The sequence below is a fragment of the Asticcacaulis sp. P2_B1 genome (genome assembly GCF_056404915.1).
Genome location: NZ_JBFUDD010000003.1, coordinates 281,255 through 302,660, shown reverse-complemented (window position 1 = coordinate 302,660; position 21,406 = coordinate 281,255). Strand labels below are relative to the sequence as shown.

Sequence of the window (21,406 nt, the reverse complement as noted above, 5' to 3'; positions counted from 1 at the left end):
CTTTTAGTCTAGAGATCGGTTTGCGAGAGAATCAAGGTGCCGTTGGTGCCGCCAAAGCCGAACGAGTTCGACATCACGGTGCCGAGCGGCCCGTCGTGGCGTTTGCGCAGGATCGGCATGCCTTCGAAGGCCGGATCGAGATTGTCGATATTGGCGCTCTCGGCGGCGAAATTGTTCTGCATCATCAACAGGCAATAGATGGCTTCCTGGGCGCCGGCGGCACCGAGAGAGTGCCCCGTCAACGACTTGGTCGACGAGATCAGCGGCATGTTCGCGTCGAAAACATTGCGCACCGCCATCATTTCCTTCTCGTCGCCAACCGGCGTCGACGTGCCGTGCGGGTTGAGATAGTCGATCTTGCGGCCACCGGCTTCGGCCATGGCCAGTTTCATGCAGCGCTCGGCGCCCTCGCCCGACGGTGCCACCATGTCGTAACCGTCGCTGTTGGCGGCATAACCGACGATCTCGGCGACGATATTGGCGCCGCGCGCCTTGGCGCGTTCATACTCTTCCAGCACGACCATGCCGGCGCCGCCGGCGATGACGAAGCCGTCACGGTCGCGGTCATAGGCGCGCGAGGCCACGGCCGGGCGGTCGTTAAAGCCCGACGACATCGCGCCCATGGCGTCGAACAGGTTCGACAGGGTCCAGTCGAGCTCTTCGGTGCCGCCGGCGAACATGACGTCCTGCTTGCCCATCATGATCTGCTCTGCGGCGTTGCCGATGCAATGGACGCTGGTGGCGCAGGCCGAGCTGATGGAATAGTTGATGCCGCGGATCTCGAACCAGGTAGCCAGGGTCGCCGACGGGCCGGAACACATCGCCTTGGGGACGGCGAAGGGCCCGACACGCTTGGGCGAATTTTTCTCACGCGTGACATCGGCGGCTTCGACGATGGCGCGGGTCGAAGGCCCGCCGGCGCCGAAAATAATGCCGGTGCGTTCGTTGGAAACCTCGGCCTTGTCCAGGCCGGACGAGGCGATCGCCTGCTCCATAGCGAGGTGGCCATAGGCGGTGCCGGGCGCCAGGAAGCGGGCGGCGCGGCGGTCGATCAATTGGGTCCAGTCGCCGACCTTGGGCGCGGCATGCACTTGGCACTTGAAGCCCAGGCGCGCATAGTCTTCAGCAGCGATGACGCCTGATGTCGCATCGCGAAGGGATTGGGTGACGTCCGCCACGCCCGTTCCGATCGAAGACACGATGCCCAGACCTGTTATCACGACTCTACGCATGCAATCGTCCCACTCTCAATCCGCCCCAAATGAATCAAAAAACGCCGAACTCTTAACCCAGGTCCTTGGCGTCGAACAGACCGACACGCAGGCCGGATGCCGAATAGATAGGTTTGCCGTCGGCTTCAACAACCCCGTCGGCGATCCCCATAATCAACTTGCCCGACATGACGCGCTTCATGTCGATCTTGTAGGTCACCTTCTGCACGTTCGGCGTCACCTGGCCGGTGAACTTGACGTCGCCGACGCCGAGCGCACGGCCGCGGCCCGGATTGCCCAGCCAGCCGAGATAGAAACCGACCAGTTGCCACATGGCATCCAGCCCGAGGCAGCCCGGCATGACCGGATCGCCGATGAAGTGACAGGCGAAGAACCAGAGCTCGGGATTGATGTCGAGCTCGGCTTCTATATAGCCCTTCTTGAAGGCGCCGCCGTGATTGTTGATCTCGATGATCCGGTCCATCATCAGCATCGGCGGCGCGGGCAGTTGCGCATTACCGGGGCCGTACATCTCGCCGCGGCCGCAGGCCAGCAGGTCTTCGTAGCTAAAGGACGATGGGCGTTCGGTCATTCGTGTTGCGGCTCCGCTGCATCCTCAGGCCCGCCGGCGTGATCACGATGCGTGTAACATTAAAAAAAGATGCGTTACACGAGCGCGCGTCATGTCTCAATGTTTTTTTGGCTCAAGCGCCGCCGGGCTCCTCGCATAGGCTCGGGCGCGCAGTCGCTGGTCTTTTAGTGCTCAAGCGCCGCAAGGCTCGCGCAAACGTGCGCGGCGCGCGGTCGCGCTTGCCGAAGGATAAGGGCCTTCGGAGAATCTTGCCTCCCTGAAACGCTTCTTCGGCGTTTTGGGGAGGGGGACCGACGCGCCCTTGCGCGTTGGTGGTGGGGTTTCTTGCTTTCTTACACCAGCGCCCGCTTAATTGCTCGCAAATGGATTCGGCCGCGTGCAAACCGCCGCCGTCTGCGTGCCCCACAGGCTCTTTTCCGGCGCCCAGCCGCTGACGCCGTCGATACTGACCTTGCACCAGTCCTTCTTGCACTTGACCAGTTGCGCCAGCGAACGCGGCCGCACAATGGCCTTTACCGGCGAGCTTTCATCGGCGCCGCTATGCAGGCTAAGCTTCATCTGGAACGGGCTCATCACCGTGCGCGGCGCCTGCAGCATGGTCTTGCTGACCCAGGCGACCCCGCCGTCAGGATCGCACACCAACCGCCAGTCGCGCGTTTCGGAAATGATCTGCACCGGCAAGGTGGCCACACGATAGGTCCAGACCTTGGCATTGTCCTTGCTCGGGCCGTTGCGGGCATAGACCTCGTTACGGCGCAGCATGGCCCACCGCGGCACCGGCGCCTTGGACGGCGTATCGAACGCGCCCTCCTCCGCCTGAACCGGCACGGCCAGCAACACGATGCCCGCTAAAGCCAGCCATGACGACGCCTTAAGCCAGGTTGGGGCTTGAAAAGGCCTTGGCAAAGCGGTTATGTCGTCGCGGGTTTGAGAGCGGGCTGGACGAAGAACTGGCATGGCGATTTCAGACACGACGCATTGAGCAAAAATGAACCTGGGCGGAACCCTACGAATCCGGCCCAAAGCGTTCAGATTTGGTTAACAAGACTATAACTTGCCGCATAAGTGATGACAAATATCACGGGGCAACCGGCCGGTCGGACCAAGGGAAAGGGTCGGGGCGCGCCGGGTCAACAAAAAAGGCAAAGATGAGCGCTTCGAAACTCAAGGTCGTCCTCACCATCAAGCTGCCCGACGCCGTCGAAACGCGGATGCGCGAGTTGTTCGACACCTCGCTGTGGCTGCACATGTCGCCCATGCCGCGCGAACGCATCCTCGAACTGGCCAGGGATTGCGACGTCCTGGTGTCGTCCATCAATGACAAGATCGACGCCGAATTCTTCGACAATGTCGGCGATCGCCTGAAGATGGTCGCCAATTTCGGCGTCGGCTACGACCATATCGATATCCAGAAAGCCGCCGATCGCAGCATCATCGTCACCAATACGCCGGGCGTCCTGACCGAAGACACGGCCGAAATGACCATGGGCCTGATCCTGGCCGTGTCGCGGCGCTTCGTCGAAGGGTCGGAAATCGTCCAGCGCGGCGAATTTTCCGCCTGGTCGCCGACCTTCCTGCTCGGCCGGCGCATTTTCGGCAAGCGCCTGGGCATTATCGGCATGGGCCGCATCGGCCAGGCCCTGGCCCGCCGTGCCAAGGCCTTCGGCATGAGCGTCCACTATCATAACCGCAAACCAGTCTCGGCGCGCATCTCCGACGAGCTGGGCGCCACCTATTGGGACGATCTCGACCAGATGCTGTCGCGCATGGACGTTATCTCGATCAACGCGCCGGGCGGCTCCAGCACCATGCACCTGCTCAACGCCGAACGCCTGAGCAAGCTGCAACCCCATGCCATCCTGGTCAATACCGCCCGCGGCCAGATCGTCGACGAACAGGCGCTCGCCGCCATGCTGCGCGAAAAGCGCATCGCCGGCGTCGGTCTCGACGTCTATGAACGCGAGCCGGCCATCAATCCGGAACTGATCGGCCTGCCCAACGCCGTCCTCCTGCCGCACATGGCCTCCTCGACCATCGAGGCGCGTCAGGACATGGGCGATCGCGTCATTCTCAACGTCAAGACCTTCCAGGACGGCCATCGCCCGCCCGACCGCGTTATCCCGGCCATGCTTTAATCCTCATCAAAAAGTTTTTTCGGTTTTGCCGAAAAATACGTTTTTGATGGCCCAAAGTGGTCAAATCATCGCTCGGGGCGGCCCTTCACTCGATTTGGCATTTTGCGAAGAATATTTTTCACAGGAATTCGCGATTAGGCTCTTGCAAAGCTTTCCGGCTTCCGTCTATAAGGCCCGCCTACCCGGCAGGCCTGCCCTGCCAACGGATAGAGACGCGGGCGTAGCTCAGCGGTAGAGCGCGACCTTGCCAAGGTCGATGTCGAGAGTTCGATCCTCTTCGCCCGCTCCAATCCCTCCTTTGGGGTTGGATATTCAGTGTCCTATCCGACTTCGGTGGAACTCAATCTTAGTTTGGACTGTTAAGCCGCGCCTTGGGGCCCGTCCTCCCATGGCCCAGCTTGCCGTTGCGCGGATTGCCGGATTATTCCAGTTCGCAACCTGTGGCCGACGAGTCTCAGAAGACTTCGGCGACTTTCATGCTCATGCGTGTCTGCCAGCGTGTCATTTGGGTCATCAGGAAGATTTCCAGCATCAGCTCCGCCATGATCACGACCTGCAAGCCAAGTCCCAGCGAAAAGCGTTCGCCCTGCGGATCGAGGGGTATGGATAGCGGCCATACCCCAAAGTACAGAATAAGCCGCGCCCACCACCACCATCCCACGATCGGGGCCTTGTGATCCTCCTCGGTCGGGTCCTCGCTGGCCAGATATATCTCACGCACCACCGGCCACGGCATGAAGAGGAAGGCGCCGGGGATGAAAAACCACAGCGTCGCCATAAGCGGCCGGCTTTTGAGATCGGGGTGCACCCGCGCTTGCAGGGCGCGATTGGCAAGGCCGCACCACAGGGGCCAGATCACCAAATTAATCAGGGCAAGAGTGACGAAGATACCCCACCCCCATCTTGTTTGGTAAGCATCCGACAAAGGGAACATGCCCGGCAAAATTCCGGTCTCTGCCATTACCACGACCAGCATATAGACCAGCATCAGACCCGCCGTGACCCGCACCGCCCAGGATATCATGCGCGGCAGGCGTGCCGCCCCATCCAATGGCTCCATAATCTCCCCCCTGAGAATGACGACCGTCCTGCAGGACGCCAATGGACGATAGCCCGGCATCCGGATTTTGGGAAGACGCACAAAACAACGTTTTTTGGCATCGCCAAAAGCGCCTTTGCCGGTTACCATGGCCTCGACGGCGGACTTAACCGTTCGCGCCGAACCCACTTGGTCGGAGGGGTCGATGAAGCGTTTTATCTGTCTGGCGTTTCTGCTGCTTACGGCCTGCGCCGGCAAGCCGCCGGTGACCGTAACACCGCCCGCCCCGGCCCCGCCCCCGGCTCCCGCGCCGGCCCAACCTTCGCGCATCGGCATTCTGGACGATAGTACCGGTTATGTCGGCGGCTGTTTCGCCGGTTTCTTCCGCCCGCAGACCAAGTTCAAACCGGATGGCTCGACAGCCTGGGTCATGATCGATCCCTATGACAGCACCGGCGAGATCCAGTTCGACGGACGCCACCTCATCCTCAAGCGCGTTTCAAGTTCCGGAAACGAAGAACAGGGCGGCGTGCACGACCGTTACACCAGTCAGGAAGCCGATTTGAAGGCCGAGCTGGACTACACCATGACAGGTACGGACGAAGAGGGCACGCACGTGCTGGAAGGCACCTTGACCATTTCGACGGCGGACTGGCACGAGGCCCTGTCCCTGGAAGGTCAATCCAGCTGCTTTTGACGGCAGGCCGACCGGCCACACCGATCATAGCCGAGCGGCGCCACCGCCGGCAACGACCATCAGGTGGTGGGCGCCATGGGCACGACAATGCTGGAATTGAAATCCAGCGTCTGGTCCGACAACAAGGGCAGCCAGAGCAAATAGTCATAGGTCCAGCTGACGCGTTTGATACTCTCTGACGTTGAAACGGTTTCGGTGCTGACCGTCACCGTCAGGTTCTCGACGGGCACGTCGACCAGCAGGGCCAGGGCGCTTGTTTTTAAGGTCGCTGCCGAAGTCGTCGGCGTAATAATAAGCTGGCGCGACGCCCGTTGCACGGCGCTGCGGACCGCGGCGCCGCAATACGACGCGTAGCCGAAATTGACGACGCCTATGACCAGGGCCAGGAACACCGGCGCAATAATGGCGAATTCGAGCGCCGTCGTGCCCCTGCGATCGCCGGCCAGCCGGCGGAAGACACGGTTGCTCATCGGGTGCGGACTTCCTGGTGGGTACTGACCGTGGTCTTGATGTACCATCCGTCGACATAGTCGCTGGCCGCGATGGTGACATAGGCCTTCGGCGCCGTCGCATCGGTGCACAGGGTCGAGCAATCGGACACCGCCGACCCGCAATAACACAGCTTGGTGGCCGAAAAGGCGGACTCCTCCGAGCGCGACGGCCAGGACGACAGGCCGACGGACTTCGCGGTGGCCAGGTCGGCGCCTCCGCTCATAATATACTGGGCGCTGCTGCTGACGCCGGCATGCATCGAGCTCTGTTTCAGCACCAGGGACGCGCCGTCGCTGATGCCGGCCAGGACGACAAGTATCAAAGGCGCCAGAAAGGCGAATTCGACCGCTGCTGCCCCACCGCCGTGGCGGAACCAGGCGAACAGGTGACCCCGGCGTTTATCGTTACGCGCGACAATAACAGAATTGGCAATACCAGGATTCATGTCGTTACTCCGCCAACTTTACTGCGCCACCGATCGGCAAGGCACTCATGCCGTAGGCGGTGCAATCCACCGCCAGGTTCGAATTGCCGCTCCACGCGACGGTACGGGCGATAACCTGGGTACACCCGTTGGCGCCCTGGAAATTGCCGATATAGGATACTGTCTGTTTGGGAAAATATATCGCTCCGGTCATGACGGAACCCGCCGTGCCGTTCAGGGTCACCGCCGTCGACGCCGAATTCGACCGGCTGCCGAAGAAGAGGATGCCGCTATAGGTCCCGGAGGTCGGGGCGGACAGGTTCAGGACGGCGTTACCGTTAAAGCTGATCGTGGCATTGTTTTTCAGGATGAAGGTAACCCCCGATCCCGTCAGGCTGGCATTGCCATTGGCTTTCAAGGAACCGCCGTCGATAACATAGACGCCGGGCTTGAAGCTGACCGAATTATTGACGGTCAAGCCGCCGCAATAACGCCCGGGCTGCATCATATTGCCATTGGTATTCTGGCAGGCGCCTGTCGCGGCCGGCTCAACGACATTTCTCAGCGGATCGGCGACCGGCGACAGCTGCGTCATGGCCGTGGAACAGGCAGTCTGGGTGACGGCAGCATTGATCGAAACGTCACCGGCCGTCATCAGACACGGCACGGTGACCGTGGTGGCGCCCTGGCTATAGATGGCCGAGTTGGATATGGAGTTGGACATAACGTTGCAGCCGACCATTTTTACCGTCGAACTGCCGGAAAAATAGACCGCCTGATTGGCGCCCGGGTCAAGGGCCAGGACACAGGCATTGGCGGCCGTCGTAAACGTAACGACAGCCCGCGCCTTCACCACAACCGGGCTGTTGTCGAAGATCGATGAAAAATAGCGCGCTTCGGTCCGGGTCAGCAGAACCTCGGTGGAATTTACGTTTTGATTGGGTCCGGAGATGGGTGGCGTATGGACAACCAGAGTATCCGTCGTGCCGACGAAGCCGTTGGAAACGGCGGCGGCCTGGGCGGAGGTCAATATGACAGCTTCGGCGTTACCGGCCCGATTCTCGAGAGCGCCGGCGAAAGCCGATGCGTCGGCCATCTGCTGCAATCGCACCTGATCGTAATACCAGCCACCGATCTCAACGCCAAAAGCTGACCCACCCACCACCATCGGCAGGGTGAATGCAAACAGTATCGTCACATTGCCGGACCTTGCCCGGCCAAATGATCGAAAGCGCGCCCGAACACCTTCAAACATGTGTGCTTACCCGAGAACAGAAAGTCTCAATGTGCGCGGCGGACATGTAAAAAACGTGAAGGATCGTACCTAACGCCGCGTTGACCTCGTTTGTAGCGGGCGGGTTATTCCGCGGCCGCATTGTGGGCTACCAAAGCTGGCGTCATGAAATCCGGATTCTGCTTACCGCCCGGTGCGAGAAGAGTGGCGACATCATCGGCGCCAATAGCCTTGCTGAACAGAAAGCCTTGGATTTCCGCGCATTTTTCGCCGCGCAAATGCGCCAGTTGCTCCGTCGTCTCCACGCCCTCAGCCACGCATTCGAGCTTCAACTGACGCGCCAGGTCCAGGATACTGTGGACGATGGCAGCCGTGCTGTGGTCGTTGACGATATCGCGAACGAACGAACGGTCGATCTTGATCCGGTCGAGTGGAAAGCGTTTCAGATAGGACAGAGACGACCAGCCGGTGCCGAAGTCGTCCAGCGACAGCTTGACGCCGATGGCCTTCAGTTCCCCCATCACGCGCAGGGTCGTGTCGGTATCGTCCAGCGTCAGGCTTTCCGTCAGCTCCAGTTCCAGCCATTCCGGCGCCAGGCCCGACTCATCGAGCGCTTCACGCACGGCCCGGACGATATCGCCGCGATAAAATTGCTGGGCCGACAGATTGACCCCCATGCGCACCTTGGGCAACCCTTGGGCCTGCCAGGCGGCGTTCTGGGCGCAGGCCGTGCGCAAGACCCAACGGCCGACTTCGACCATGCGGCCATGTTCTTCGAGCAGCGGAATGAAAAGGCCCGGCTGGATCAGGCCATCGACCGGATGGTGCCAGCGCAGCAAGGCCTCCAAACCGGTGATGCGCGAATTGTCGAGCGAAAACTGGGGCTGGTAATGAAGCACGAACTCGCCGCGTTCGCAGGCGCCGTGCAGGTCGCTGGACAGGCTGTGCCAGCGTTCGGCCGCCATGCTGAGATCGCGTGAAAACAGGCGGTAATTGCCGCGGCCTTTTTTCTTGGCCTGGTACATGGCCGTATCGGCCGCCTGGAGCAGCGCCGGCGCATTGTCGCCGTCGGCGGGATACAGGCTGATACCGATGCTGGAACCGACACGAAGATTGTGACCTTCGACCGTAAAGACGGGCTCCAGGGCCTCCTGTATCCGCTTCGCCAGCGCCTCGGCGTCGGCCGGCCCGGTCAGCCCGCACGCGGCGACCACGAATTCGTCGCCGCCCAGGCGCGCCGGAGTATCGACCTCACGCAGCACGCTGCGCAGACGCTTGGCCACCTGTTCCAGCAGGCCGTCACCGATAAAATGGCCCAGACTGTCATTGATGTGCTTGAAATGATCGAGATCGAGCAGCAACAGCCCCACCTGGCTATGGTCGCGACGCGCCTGCGCGATGGCCTGACCCAGGCGGTCCATCAGCAGGGTGCGGTTCGGCAAGCCGGTCAGCGCGTCGTGCAGGGCCAGATAGCGCACACGCGCCTCGGCTTCGCGGCGGACGCCGATGTCGCGGAAGGTGCATTGCGCCAGCAAGCGATCGCCGGCCCGATAGGTCGTTCCGATAACCTCGACGGTCATGGTTGTGCCATCCGCCTTCTGCCACGACCAGTCTTCCCAGGTCATCTGGCCATTCTCGCGCAAGGCGTCCACGATGGCCCTGCCGCCTGCCGCCTTGAGGGCGGGTATGTCTTCGATATAGCGGCCGCGCGCATCGTCGGCCCTGCAGCCGAGTATGCTGGCGCAGCGAGCGTTCAGGTCGTAAATTGTGTTCGTACCGCAATCGAGCACCAATATGCCGTCGCCGGCAGCTTCGAAGAGGCGGCGATGCCGCAACTCGGACTCACGTAACGATTGTTCGGCGACGTGACGCGCGGCAATTTCGGCTTCGAGGCTGGCTTTTTGATCGAGCAGGTCCACCTGGGCGCGGCGCAGCGCCAGGTGGGTCCTGACGCGCGCCAGCAGCTCTTCGATCTGGAATGGCTTGCTGACATAGTCGATGCCGCCGGCCGCGAATGCCGCAACCTTGCTGTTGACGTCAGTGAGCGCCGTCATGAAAATGACCGGGATATCGCGACTGTCCGCGGAGGCCTTCAGCCGGCGGCAGGTTTCGAACCCGTCCAGGTCGGGCATCATGACGTCCAGCAGGACGATGTCCGGCCGCGCGAAGCGTACGCGTTCCAGGGCCTCGAGACCGCCAAGAGCCACCAGCACCTCAAAGCCATGGACTTCGAGATGATCGACCAGGACCTCCAGATTGACCGGGTTGTCATCCACCACCAAAATGCGCGCCGGCGCGGCTATCTTGCTCATCACGGTCATGCGGCGTTTCTTTCCTGAGCATACTGCTCGATCAGCCGTAACACGGCCGGGGACTGGTAAGCGGCCGCCAGAGCGTCGAGGCGCTCGGCAAAGCCTTGATATTGTGGACCGGCGGCGATGATCGCCGGAATTTCCTTGCGGATGGCGCGCAGATTGCCGGCCCGGGCCAGAGCGAGAAGCCGTTCCATCTGCTCGCCCTGCGGCGCCGCGTCTGGCTGAGCTTGGGTGTCGGGCAGGGAGATCACCAGACCTGTGTCCGGGTTAGCCTCGGAGGCCGCCGGAAGCGCCTCGGCCGCAGCCAGTTCGAACGGTGCCTCGACCATAAAACGACTGCCTTCGCCGACCGTGCTCTCCACGCGGATATCGCCGTCCATCAAGGTGACGATCTGATGCGTGATGCTGAGACCCAGGCCGGTGCCGCCGCTGCGATCGATAGCATTGCCCGCCTGCTCGAACGGGCGGAAAATGCGCTCGATCTGATCGCGGCCGATGCCGACACCGCTGTCGATGATATCGAAACGCAGGCGTACGATTCCATCCGTCGCGGAAACGGTGGACACCTCCAGGCGAACCTCGCCCGCGGCCGTGAATTTGACGGCATTGACCAAAAGATTGATCAGGACCTGGCGGACGCGCTTCTGATCGCCCATGATATTATGCGGCACGTCGCTGGCGACCTCGACGGCAAAACTCAAGCCCTTTTCGTCCGCGCGCAGGCGGATCATTTGCGCGACCGTCAGGACACAGGCGCGTACGTCGAAAGGCGCCGGCATTAACTCCATGCGGCCCGCCTCAACCTTGGCGATGTCCAGAATGTCGGTGATCATGGTGAGCAAGTGTTCGCCGCTGTGCTGGATCGTCTTCACGGCCGACACGTCGCGCTCGCTGAGATCGGCCGTTTTCAACAGCTGGGCATAGCCGAGAATGGCGTTCAGCGGCGTCCTGAGCTCATGGCTCATATTGGCGAGGAATTGCGACTTGGCGGCGCTGGCCTGCTCGGCGGCGGCGCGCGCTTCGGACAGGATCCGCGCCTCCTCGGCCTGTTGCCGCTGGCGGGCCTCGTAGCCGCTGCGGATGGACAGGAAGCGATAGACCAGAAAGGCGCCGGTCAGGACCAGCCAGACACCGAGAATGATAAGGTACCATTGCGCGGTCGTCAGAAAGACGCCCTTGAACACGAGGCTCCGGACCGACACGTTGAACGTGCCGTTCGGCGTCGCGCTCCCCGACGAAAACGCCAGCGATACAACGTGATTGAGCGGAGACCTGGTTTGATCGGGCGCAATATTGTGGCTGGTCAGCCACCATTGTTCCGCCACAAACTGGTCTTCTGTCAGGTGAATTTCGTTGTCGCCCTGAACGACGGTGAATTCGGCGACAAAAGGCATGGTGTCGCCTTTCTTCACCTTGTCCCCAAGGGAGGCCGGCGGCGTATTCTGCAGCATAAGCCGCAGATGGTCGCCGACACCCTGATAGTTCAGATGCAGGACAATATTCTGGTATTTCGAAAAATCGATACCGGTACGGGTATCGGTCGCATCCAGTTGCAAGCCATATCCGCAATAGGTATATTGCGCGCCGGGCCGCAGCGTGCACGACCATTCCAGCGGCTTGGCGGAGTCGTAGGTGACCGACGATTTGCCGCCGTCGTCCTTATCGCCGTAGACAAAAGGGTAATATTGTCCCGACCGGGTGGCGATATCCAGCTGTTTGCTGGTAACGGCCTCCTGGCCCAGAACCGCGGCAAAGGTCAGGGCGATCAGCATGAAGATCGCGGCTTCGACTTTCAGATTAGCGAAGTGAAACCATTTGCCCGAAGCTTCGGGCCGCGCGCCCGTCGGCCGGACGCCGGCCGGCTGTTCCAGCGTGTCGTGCGGCAAAACTGCCAGCGGGCTGCGGGACAATGACACGGCTGTAACGGAGTCTTTTGAAGGCTGGTGCAAATACGTACTCGGAACTCTAAAGCCATTATCTCCCGGGCCGCCGCTGGGAGGTGAAGAACCAGGATACGTGAAAATGCTTAGTGAGAGGTTTCTTGCCGTGAAAAATCGTTACCGGCCTACCGGCACGGGTAATTCCGCGAAACCTGACATAATATTTGTCTTCCCGTTTTCGCGATCCCGCGTTATATTGCATCGCACAATATATTGAGACCGTAGATGACCGATACCGCCACCTTGTCGCCCAAGACCCGCCCCCTGCTGCTGACCCCGATGGAATTCGCCCGCCTCGCCGAACTGGCCTGGCGCACCGACCCGCGCAAGGCCCTGGCCAAGCAGATGTCGGAAGCCACCGGCGTGTCGGAAAGCGCCTGCGACCGCTGGCTGAAGGACGAAGGCTATCCGGCGCCGGCCGACCGCATCGCCGAAGCGCTGAAACTGGCCAATGAGCGCATGTATGAAAACGCCGACCTGCTGGTCAAGGTCGCACTGACCCTGTCGCAAAACCCGAACTGAGCGGTTTCGCACGGCGCCAGTACCTCTTCCTTAACATGGCGCCCAATTCCTCTGCCCTTCATGGCGCCCAATACTTCCGCCCTTCCGGGCAATTGAGCGCCCGCGCCACGTTTGGCGCGTAGCCAAGGCCACGCCAAAAGCCCAAGATGTGGCCGGCCGGCGACTGAGGCTAAGGAAAAACCTTTTTTTCCCCACTTTGCCTTAAACAATTGTGATGTAAGATAAATCCGTTGCGGCCCGAAACTTGCTCGGGTTTGTGGCAACAGGCGGATTCTGTCACAAAATGTACCATGTGACAGGTGCGCCCGGCAGAAGGTCAAAAGCCCCAAGTCCAGACGGCGCCCGGTCATCGATGGCGCCTATTGACGGCAAGGCGTTACAAAAGTGGGTTTTTGGGTATGTTGTTGCAAAATGAGCATGATTTGGTCCTGCTCCTCGGTGCCGCCGCGGCCCTGCTTCTGACCCTGACCATTATCGCCGGCGTCATCGCCTCCTTGAAGACTTTCCAGGTCCGCCAGTTCGAAGACTTGCTGTTCAAGGCCGAGCGCAAGATCGACACCCTTGAGCGCCGCATGTTCAGCGTCTTGAACGCCGTGCCCGTCGCCCTGGTCGAGACCGACACCACCGGCAAGTTCACCTTCGCCAACAAGGCGGCGCATCAATTGCTGGGCCGCAAGGATTCCGAGCTGATCGGCCTGCGCTTCCATTCCGCCACCTGGGGGATCGCCTATCCCGACGGCCGCTCCATTCCGCCCGACATGATGCCGATTGCCCGCACCCTGCGCGGTCAGACCGTCAAGGGTTTCCAGCACATGCTGACCAATCACGGCAGCCACGAAAAGGTGCTGGTGTCCGTCACCTCCATGCCGATCACCAACAATACCGGCGAGGTCACCGGTACGACCAGCGCCATGGTCGAGATCGAAACCTCCTCCGGCGAAGGCGTCGACGACATCAGCGGCCTGTGGCGCGGCCACTGGTTCGCCGCCGCGACCGTGCCGTTCTGGGGGCTCGACGCCCGCGGCAATATCCTCGACATCAACGCCGCCGCGCTCGACGCCTTCGATCTCAAGCGCGAGCAGGCCATCCACCAGAACTGGTCGCAGATGTTCGTCGCCGACGCCGATTTCCAGAAGGCGCTAGACTATCTTGGCGACGCCCAGGACGACAGCGAGCCGCATAACCAGAAATCCGTCCGCCTGACGCTCAGGAACAGCGACGGCGATGCCCGCGCCGCCATCGTCACCGCCTGGGTCGTGCGCACCCACGAAGGCGGCGATATCGGCCTGACCGTCATGGCCATGGCGGCCGAAGGCGCCGAAGCCGTCCGCCCGGTCGAGGCCGTGGCGCCGGCGCCGCTCAGCGACGACGAAGCCCAGGAACTGCTCGATTTGCGCCAGGCCGAGCTGGCCCGCGCCGCCTTGGGCGTCGGCACCTGGCAATACGACCCCGAAGCCGACACCATTGTCGAGGACGAAGGCATGATGGCCCTGATCGGCCGCGAACAGCCCGGCGGCCCGACCCTGATTTCCGACGCCGACCAGGCCGTGGCCGATGCCGAATTCGCCAAGCTGCTGGGCGGCGACAGCGACGCCCTGTCGCTCGATATCAAGGTGGTGCACGGCGACGGCAGCGAGCACTGGATTACCCTCAAGGGCCAGGCGGAAATAGTCGACGGCCAGCGCGACATCTTCGGCGTCGCCATCGACTGCACCGAATGGAAAACGGCGCAGCAGGTCGTCTACGCCGCCGCCGATACGGCTGTCAGCGAAGCCGATCTCGAAGCGGCGCGCGCAGCCGCCCGCGAAGAAGCCCTGGCCGAAGCGAAGGCCGAACACGAAGCCGCGCTTGCCGCTGCCAAAGACGAACACGCAACCGCCCTGACAGCCGCTCAAGACGCCGCCAAAGCCGCGACTGCCGACGTCTATGCCTGGCAAACGCCGCAAGCCCCGGCCGCCCCAGAACCGGCCCCGGAACCGGTTATCGTCCATCAACCGGACCCCGAAGTCGTCGCCGAAAACGAAGCCTTGAAAGCCCGCCTGGACACCCTGACGGCCGACCTCCAGGACACCGAGACCCGCCGCAACGAATTGCAGCTGCAACTCGACGAAATCATCTTCGCCAAGCCGGTGGCCGACTCGCGCGACGACCGTATCGAGGCCTTGCAAGGCGATCTCGACCAAGCCGAAATGGCGCGCAAGGACCTGCAGGCCAGGCTCGACGAAGCGCTCAACACCCCGCCGCCCGAACCCGACTACAGCGACTATGAAGCGCGCATCGCCGCCATGGAGGAAGATCTGCGCCGCGCCCGGATCGAGACCAGCGACGCCATGGGCGCCATGAAGATCTATCTCGACACCCTGCACGCCGCCGAACGCGACCGCGCCGCCTTGCAGGCGCGCGTCCAGGCCCTGCAGGCCGTCGAGGACGAGAAGGCCAAGCTGCAGGCGCAACTGGCCGAGGTCCTGGCCGCGCCCGTGCCCGAACCCGACACCAGCGCCTGGGAGACCAAGCTGGCCGACACGCGCTTCGAATTGGCCAAGTGGCAGGCGGCCTATCACGACACCCAGGCCAAACTCGACGCCATGCCGCAGGTCGATCACGAGGCCCTGGAACGCCGCATGGCCGACATGCAGGCCGCCCTCACCCAGGCCCAGGAGCAGCAAGCCCAGATGCAGAAACGCCTGGACCTGGTCAATGACAACCTCTCCCACGCCCAACGCTTCGAGACGATCGGCCGTTTGACCAGCGACGTCGCCTCGGACTTCGCCCAGATGCTCAATGTCATCAACGGCGCCCTCGAAATGCTGTCGCGCCAGAACGAGAGCCCGGAAAGCGTCAGGCGCCTGTCCGAAGCCGCCCTGGCCGCCGGCCGCCGCGGCGAACGCCTCACCCGGCAATTGCAGGCTTTTCAGTCGGAAGATTACTGAAAACCCTGGCCTCGGCCAATTTTAAACGTAAGATACCCCACCACCGTTTTGCTTCGCCGGGAGGATCAAACATTTTTGAACCTCCCCGCTTGCCGGGGAGGGGGACCGCGCCCGCAGGGCGTGGTGGTGGGGTTTCTTACTTTAGTAAAGTTCACACATGGCACGCTTCGGTTTCAAGGCAGAGGATTTGCGGCTGTGGTCGCTGGTGACCGCGACCGTGCGCCCGCACAGACCTGTGCGCGCAGCGCCCAAACCACCCGAAATCGAGACCGTCAAGGTCGCCGGCCTGCCCGACATGGTGGCGGAAAAGCCCAAACCCGCCCCCCTCACCCCATTCCGCCTAGGTCAATCCCTCAAACCGGCCACCGGTTTCAAGATCACCCGCGCGCCGGGCTATGAACCCGATCCGATCGAGCCGAAACGCAAACGCCGCATCAGCCGCGAACGCGACCCGATCGAGGCCCGCCTCGACCTCCACGGCATGACGACATTCGCCGCCGAGGCCCGCCTGAAAGCCTTCGTGCAACAAGCCTATGCCAATGATTACCGCGCCATCCTGGTGATTACCGGCAAGGGCCTGGCGGAAAACGGCATCCTCAAACGCCACGCGCCGGAATGGCTGGCCGACCCGGCCCTGTCGCATATCGTGGCCGGCATTTCCCAGGCCCATGCCCGCCACGGCGGCACCGGCGCCCTCTATGTCGCTTTGAAACGACGGGGCTGACGGCCCCGCCGTCTACTCAATCAACCCGTGCTTGATACCCAGCTCCCGCAAGCTCACCAGCGGCCGCGGCCCATAATGCGCAATCACTTCCGCCGCCGCCACAGACCCCAACCGCCCGCACGTCTCGACATGCAGCCCCTGAGACAGGCCATACAACACCCCCGCGGCATATTGATCGCCGGCGCCGGTCGTATCCACCACACCCTCGGTCGGATAGATCGGGATGATATGCGTATCGTCGAGCTTGGCGCACACCGAGCCCTCCTTGCCGCGCGTGATAAAGGCCAGGTCGACCTTCTGGCGCATATAACGCAGCGCCTTGTAGAAATCGTCGGTCTGGAACAGCGCCAGCAGCTCGGCCTCATTGGCGAAGACCAGATCGATATGGCGGTCGATAAACGCCAGCAGATCGTCGCGCCAACGGTCAACGACGAAGCTGTCGGACAGGGTAATGGCGGTCTTGCGGCCGGAGGCGCGGGCGATCTGCGACGCCTTGGCAAACGACTCCCTGCCGGACGGCGTGTCGAACAGATAGCCTTCCAGATAGACGATCTGCGACGCCTTGATGATCTCGGGATCGACGTCTTCGGGCGCGACCAAGGCCGCGGCCCCCAGAAACGTCGCCATGGTGCGCTGGCCGTCCTTGGTGACATTGATCAGGCAACGGCCGGTATGGGTCGGGTCGTCATGCAGCACCGGCGTGTTAAACGTCACGCCCATCTTCTTCAGGTCCTTGCTGAAGAACTCGCCCAGCGCATCGTGCGCCACCTTGCCGATATAGGCGCATTTGGCGCCGTATGACGCAGCCCCCGAAATGGTGTTGCCGGCCGATCCGCCCGAAGCCATTTCGCTGTCGGCCATGGCCTCGCTGAGCGATACCGCGCGGTGCTGGTCGATCAGGGTCATCGAGCCCTTGTGCAGGTCGTGCGACACAAGAAAGGCTTCGTCGGCCGGTGCCAGAACGTCGACAATGGCGTGGCCGACGGCGGTGATATCATAGGTGAGCATGTCTGAACGATTCCGTTTGCGGAAGGCTATCCTAATGGTCAATAAAGATTCGATGAGCAAGCGTTTATTGATCCTGACACCCAACCCCGACCATCCGTCGCACCACGGTCGCTGGCCCTATGTGCTGGACGCCTATCGCGAAGCTTTGGCCGGCGTCGACGTCGAAATTTTCGACCAACCGTGGTCGGAACCGGTGACCGAAGCCTATGACCTGATCTGCCCGCTGGTGGCCTGGGGCTATCACAATGCGCCCGACGACTTCAAAGCCACCGTGATGCGCATCGGAGCGGACGGCTACCGCATGTTCAATCCGCCGGAAATCGTCGCCTGGAATGTCGATAAGCGCTACTTGCGCGACCTCGCCGAAGCCGGCGTGCGCATCATCCCGACCMTGTTCGTCGACAATGTAACCAACGAAGACGTCGCCCGCGCCCGCCTCGATTTCGGCCAGAAAGCCTTGGTCATCAAGCCGGTGATTTCCGCCGGCGCCAAGAACACCCTGGTGTGGGAAGGCGATACCCTGACCGACATCGGTACCGGCCAAGCCGACGTGGAAGGCAAGCTCCCGTCCCTGCCCGACGGCCCGGCCATGATCCAGCCCTATATGCCGGCCATCCGCGACGAAGGCGAATGGTCCCTGCTCTATTTCGCCGGCGAACTGTCGCACAGCGTCCTGAAAACCCCCAAGGCCGGCGACTTCCGTTCCCAACCCGATTACGACGCCAACCTGCGCGTGATGGCGCCACCCGCCGAAGCCCTGGCCCTCGCCGAAGCCGCGGTCAATTTCATCGGCCGCGACCGCCTGCTCTATGCCCGCGTCGACATGGTCCGCCACAGCGACGGCGGCTTCTGCCTGATGGAACTGGAACTGATCGAGCCCGACCTATATCTGACCTACGACCTCGAAGCCTCCATGCGCTTCAAGGACGCGGTCGAGTCGGCGCTACATATCGGCTGCCGCTGCCACTGAATTAAAATGCCGGCGCGAACGAAGGCGTGGTGGCCGCGATGGCATGCGTATGCAAAGGCGCGCCACGCATGAATTCGCCGATGACTTCGGTGACTTCGGGTGACACCATGAAGAGGTTATGCCCGGCGTTTTCGACAGTAACCGTTTCGGCATTGACCAGGCCGGCAACAGCGGCCGCCTGCTCACGCGGATAGGTCCGGCCGTCCAGCGTACCGGTCAGAACCAGCGTCGGGACGGCACTTTGCGGCGCCGTGCGAAACCCATCGCCGAGATCCAGGCCAAGTGCGCCCGCGACCTGTGGCATAGGGTAATTGACCACATCCCCCAGCAAGGCCGTCTTTGCCTCGGTCTCAACCCGGGACAGCCGCTTCGCGTCGATGCCCGAAGCTATATCCATCGCCAGCGGCATCAGCGTAAATTCTTCCGGTGCACCCGGGGTCACGAACTGCCCTAAAATGGCAGCAACAGGCTCTGTTATGCCGGCGTCAACGGCCAGATACAGCATCAGCAGCCTTGACGCGTTCTGAGGGTCGGCAATCATGCCGCTGGCCAGCATTTGCATCGTCTCGCTGGTGAGGCGCATCGGCCTTGGCCCGGCCGGTGTAGATACGCTGATCAGGATGGCCTCGGCATCCAGCTTGGCATGGACGCGACGGATCAGGGCCTTGATGTCGGGATAGACGGCCTTGGCCGCGGACTCCTTATCGATGGCGGCTTGCAGCCGGTCAAAATAGGCGTCCGTTTCCGAAGGCAGCTTCACGGTTTGATCAAGCCCCTCAACACTAGACAGGACGACCTTGTCCAGCCGCGGGCCCATTTCCTTGATCGCGGCCAGTGCCAAATGCGTTCCATAGGAAATACCCCAAAGCGAGATTTTCGGGGCGCCGAGATGGGCACGAAGCGCATCCAGATCTTGGGCGTTTTCGACCGTGGTGTAACCGGCGGTATCATAGCCGGCCTTGCGCCAAAACGTGCCGCAGAATTCGACGGCCTGGCGCAACAATGTGTCGCGCTCGGTCTGCGACACGCGTCGATCCATGGGAATAACCGTTTCGGATACGCACTTTGGCGCTTCCGCCGATAAGCCCGCGCCGCGCTGGTCCAGCGCAATAACGTCGCCGAATTCACGCATGGCCATAAACAGCGGGAACCGCTCATGTTTTGCCGTTTCGATACCCGAACCACCTGGGCCACCGGACAGGTAGACGATCGGTGCGCCCGGATGCGCGCCGGTCGCCGGGAACCGGACATAATGGATTTTCAATTGCCGCCCGTTCGGGTGCGCGCGGTTTTCCGGCACCATGAAGGTTCCGCGCACGGCGTCGACCTTCGCGCCCGCGGCGCTTTCAAAGATGAAGGCCTGCTCATCGGGCGCGGCCTCGGCCGGCACGGCGAAGGCAGCCGCCACAATGAGTGGCGCGAGGTATTTTGTGAACATCATGGACAGGCCCTTTCACGGCAAAGCCTGGCGACGCTACGCAGAGCCCCTGCGCATTTCATCATGATTTCGGCCAAAGGCGCTGGATTTCCGGTCAGCGGCGCAGACCGGTGGCGAAAAATCGGCTAACGGTAGGTCATGAAATTTGTTCTCCTCGCTCTTGCCCTTTGCCTCATATCCCTGCCGGCCTGCGCCGCCGCCGCGACGCCCCTTAAGGACGTCGTCACCTGTCCAGGCGGGGACCTGCCACCCGCCACCTTCGATCGTCCGGGGTGCGCAGCGACTACACTGCACGCCCTCGATCCCCAGGGCCGCGACCTGTGGTTACATGCCCGGGTGGATGTGACGGCGTCATCCCTGAACGAGGGCCCGCTCGGCCTCTATGTGTCGGCCAAGGCGGCAAGCGTGGCCTACGTGAATGGTGTGCGGATCGGACAAAACGGTACGCCGGGGGCAAACAAGTCGACCGAGACCGTGGGGCGCATGGATGCGGTCTTCTTTATCCCGCCCGGGCTTTTGCACGCCGGCGAAAACGACATCGTCCTGCGGCTGTCGTCATTTCACAATGTCCTGCGACTCGCCGGTCCGGTCCATGTCATCGCCATCGCCCCTTATGGCCAGCCTCTGGATTTTATCCTGCGCGCCTATTGGCCATCCCTGGTGACCTTCGGCGTCTTGCTGGCCGGAGCCTTTGTGTTCGCCAGTTCCGCCCTGTCCAAGGTCAACCGCCGCGAACCGCTCCTGCTGGCGGTCATGTCCCTGGTCGCAGCACTTCAGTTGTTCGCCGAAGTGTATCGCGGCCTGACGCCCTATCCTTACCCGGTTCAGGACTGGCGCCTGATGACCATCGCGGCCTGTGCCACCCTGTTCGCCGTAACGCTCTCGGCCCTGGTGATCTTCCGTTTCGCCCCCGCCCGCCAGATGACGACATTCGCTGGCGTGGTGGCCTTAAGTCTGGTCCCGCTCGTCGTCGTGCCGGGCTATGACGGCAAGGCCGCGTTTGTCCTTCTGGTCGCCGCGGTCGCCAGCGCCCTGGTCGCCGGCTATGCCGCGCTCAAGGGCAATCGTGCCGCCTTGATGGTCAGTCTGGCGCTTGGCCTCGTCGCCGCGTCGATCCTTATCTTCCAGGGCGCATTTCTCGACGCTCTGTTTTACTACGAAGCCGCGACCGCGATCCTGATCGTGTTCACAATTCGCGTCCTCCTGTTTGAGAAAGAACGGCGCGAGCACGAGAGCACCCAAATGCGGGCTCACGATCTCGAACTGGCCCTGGCCCGCGCCACCCAGTCGAAAACGCCCGCGGTCATTCGGGTCAATAGCGCCGGTGCGGTGACCATCGTGAACACGACGGACATAGCCGTGTGTAAAGGCGCGGACGACTATGTCGAACTCCACCTCACCGACGGCCGTTCGATTTTGCACAATGGCGCCTTGCTGGAGCTTGAAAAGCTGCTCCCGGCAAACTTCCTGCGGGTGCATCGCTCATTTCTCGTCAACACCGGCTATATCGAAAAGCTGACACGCGAAGCGACCGGCGTCGGTGTCCTGGCGCTGTCAAATGGCGCCAGGGTCCCGGTCAGCCGGCGCATCATGCCAAAGGTCAGAAGCGCCTTAGCCGGAACGGATTAGGCGATAACGGGCCCCAAGCCTGAGGGGTAGCTTTATTAGCGGCGCAAATTCACGGTCTATTTGCATTTACCGCCAGTGGGATCTGTCGGGAGCGGGGCGCGGACTG

At 62.1% G+C, this 21,406-nt stretch carries 18 protein-coding genes and 1 tRNA gene; 8 read left to right on the top strand and 11 right to left on the bottom strand.

Features of this window, described 5'->3' with window-relative positions:
• Nucleotides 1-8: 8 nt before the first annotated feature.
• From fabB to AC1DX3_RS10615, 3 genes are all read right to left on the bottom strand, one after another.
• Nucleotides 9-1,232 carry a beta-ketoacyl-ACP synthase I gene (fabB, locus tag AC1DX3_RS10625; protein WP_476989253.1) on the bottom strand — a complete coding sequence of 408 codons (1,224 nt, stop codon included), beginning with the start codon at nucleotides 1,230-1,232 and terminating at the stop codon, nucleotides 9-11.
• 52 nt (nucleotides 1,233-1,284) lie between these two features.
• Complete coding sequence (gene fabA / locus AC1DX3_RS10620) at nucleotides 1,285-1,803, bottom strand: 3-hydroxyacyl-[acyl-carrier-protein] dehydratase FabA (protein WP_476989252.1); 519 nt, start codon at nucleotides 1,801-1,803, stop codon at nucleotides 1,285-1,287.
• Nucleotides 1,804-2,151: 348 nt separating this feature from the next.
• Nucleotides 2,152-2,760 carry an SH3 domain-containing protein gene (locus AC1DX3_RS10615; RefSeq protein ID WP_476989251.1) on the bottom strand — a complete coding sequence of 203 codons (609 nt, stop codon included), beginning with the start codon at nucleotides 2,758-2,760 and terminating at the stop codon, nucleotides 2,152-2,154.
• 191 nt (nucleotides 2,761-2,951) lie between these two features.
• On the opposite strand from AC1DX3_RS10615, the gene AC1DX3_RS10610 reads away from it, so the two are divergent.
• Together AC1DX3_RS10610 and AC1DX3_RS10605 are read left to right on the top strand one after the other, a co-directional pair.
• Complete coding sequence (locus tag AC1DX3_RS10610; protein WP_476989250.1) at nucleotides 2,952-3,938, top strand: 2-hydroxyacid dehydrogenase; 987 nt, start codon at nucleotides 2,952-2,954, stop codon at nucleotides 3,936-3,938.
• A gap of 214 nt (nucleotides 3,939-4,152) precedes the next feature.
• Nucleotides 4,153-4,227 (top strand) — tRNA-Gly (locus AC1DX3_RS10605).
• Nucleotides 4,228-4,392: 165 nt separating this feature from the next.
• Here the strand turns inward: AC1DX3_RS10605 and AC1DX3_RS10600 are convergent.
• The gene (locus tag AC1DX3_RS10600) at nucleotides 4,393-5,127 is read right to left on the bottom strand and encodes a hypothetical protein (RefSeq protein WP_476989249.1); all 735 of its coding nucleotides are present in this window, start codon (nucleotides 5,125-5,127) and stop codon (nucleotides 4,393-4,395) included.
• Between the two features lie 55 nt (nucleotides 5,128-5,182).
• Here AC1DX3_RS10600 and AC1DX3_RS10595 point away from each other — a divergent pair, with 55 nt between their 5' ends.
• On the top strand, nucleotides 5,183-5,674 hold the full coding sequence (locus AC1DX3_RS10595) for a hypothetical protein (RefSeq protein WP_476989248.1): 492 nt from the start codon (nucleotides 5,183-5,185) through the stop codon (nucleotides 5,672-5,674).
• 59 nt (nucleotides 5,675-5,733) lie between these two features.
• On the opposite strand, the gene AC1DX3_RS10590 is transcribed toward AC1DX3_RS10595, so the two are convergent.
• The 5 genes from AC1DX3_RS10590 to AC1DX3_RS10570 all read right to left on the bottom strand — a co-directional run bounded on the left by AC1DX3_RS10590 (nucleotide 5,734) and on the right by AC1DX3_RS10570 (nucleotide 12,055).
• Nucleotides 5,734-6,144, bottom strand: a complete 411-nt coding sequence (locus tag AC1DX3_RS10590) for a TadE/TadG family type IV pilus assembly protein (RefSeq protein WP_476989247.1) — start codon at nucleotides 6,142-6,144, stop codon at nucleotides 5,734-5,736.
• Nucleotides 6,141-6,611 (bottom strand): TadE/TadG family type IV pilus assembly protein, encoded by a 471-nt coding sequence (locus AC1DX3_RS10585; protein ID WP_476989246.1) that lies wholly within the window; start codon nucleotides 6,609-6,611, stop codon nucleotides 6,141-6,143. The genes AC1DX3_RS10590 and AC1DX3_RS10585 overlap by 4 nt, the downstream gene beginning before the upstream one ends.
• 4 nt (nucleotides 6,612-6,615) lie before the next feature.
• Entirely contained in the window at nucleotides 6,616-7,788 is a 1,173-nt protein-coding gene (locus AC1DX3_RS10580; protein WP_476989245.1) for a TadE/TadG family type IV pilus assembly protein, read from the bottom strand.
• Nucleotides 7,789-7,949: 161 nt separating this feature from the next.
• Nucleotides 7,950-10,145 (bottom strand): putative bifunctional diguanylate cyclase/phosphodiesterase, encoded by a 2,196-nt coding sequence (locus AC1DX3_RS10575; protein ID WP_476989244.1) that lies wholly within the window; start codon nucleotides 10,143-10,145, stop codon nucleotides 7,950-7,952.
• On the bottom strand, nucleotides 10,142-12,055 hold the full coding sequence (locus tag AC1DX3_RS10570; RefSeq protein WP_476989243.1) for a sensor histidine kinase: 1,914 nt from the start codon (nucleotides 12,053-12,055) through the stop codon (nucleotides 10,142-10,144). Before AC1DX3_RS10570 ends, AC1DX3_RS10575 begins: the two co-directional genes overlap by 4 nt.
• A 249-nt stretch (nucleotides 12,056-12,304) precedes the next feature.
• Between AC1DX3_RS10570 and AC1DX3_RS10565 the strand changes: the two genes are divergently transcribed.
• From AC1DX3_RS10565 to AC1DX3_RS10555, 3 genes are all read left to right on the top strand, one after another.
• The gene (locus tag AC1DX3_RS10565) at nucleotides 12,305-12,601 is read left to right on the top strand and encodes a hypothetical protein (protein WP_476989242.1); all 297 of its coding nucleotides are present in this window, start codon (nucleotides 12,305-12,307) and stop codon (nucleotides 12,599-12,601) included.
• A gap of 398 nt (nucleotides 12,602-12,999) precedes the next feature.
• A complete protein-coding gene (locus AC1DX3_RS10560; protein ID WP_476989241.1) occupies nucleotides 13,000-15,531 on the top strand; it encodes a PAS domain S-box protein in 2,532 nt (843 codons plus the stop codon).
• A 157-nt stretch (nucleotides 15,532-15,688) separates the two neighbouring features.
• A complete protein-coding gene (locus AC1DX3_RS10555; RefSeq protein ID WP_476989240.1) occupies nucleotides 15,689-16,255 on the top strand; it encodes a Smr/MutS family protein in 567 nt (188 codons plus the stop codon).
• 12 nt (nucleotides 16,256-16,267) lie between these two features.
• Here AC1DX3_RS10555 and AC1DX3_RS10550 read toward each other — a convergent pair whose 3' ends face one another.
• Nucleotides 16,268-17,263, bottom strand: a complete 996-nt coding sequence (locus AC1DX3_RS10550; protein ID WP_476989239.1) for an adenosine kinase — start codon at nucleotides 17,261-17,263, stop codon at nucleotides 16,268-16,270.
• Nucleotides 17,264-17,315: 52 nt separating this feature from the next.
• Between AC1DX3_RS10550 and AC1DX3_RS10545 the strand changes: the two genes are divergently transcribed.
• Complete coding sequence (locus AC1DX3_RS10545) at nucleotides 17,316-18,233, top strand: ATP-grasp domain-containing protein (protein WP_476989238.1); 918 nt, start codon at nucleotides 17,316-17,318, stop codon at nucleotides 18,231-18,233.
• 1 nt (nucleotide 18,234) lies between these two features.
• Here the strand turns inward: AC1DX3_RS10545 and AC1DX3_RS10540 are convergent, their stop codons facing one another.
• Nucleotides 18,235-19,674 carry an alpha/beta fold hydrolase gene (locus AC1DX3_RS10540; RefSeq protein WP_476989237.1) on the bottom strand — a complete coding sequence of 480 codons (1,440 nt, stop codon included), beginning with the start codon at nucleotides 19,672-19,674 and terminating at the stop codon, nucleotides 18,235-18,237.
• Between the two features lie 135 nt (nucleotides 19,675-19,809).
• Between AC1DX3_RS10540 and AC1DX3_RS10535 the strand changes: the two genes are divergently transcribed.
• A complete protein-coding gene (locus AC1DX3_RS10535; protein ID WP_476989236.1) occupies nucleotides 19,810-21,300 on the top strand; it encodes a LytTR family DNA-binding domain-containing protein in 1,491 nt (496 codons plus the stop codon).
• The last annotated feature ends 106 nt before the right edge of the window (nucleotides 21,301-21,406 follow it).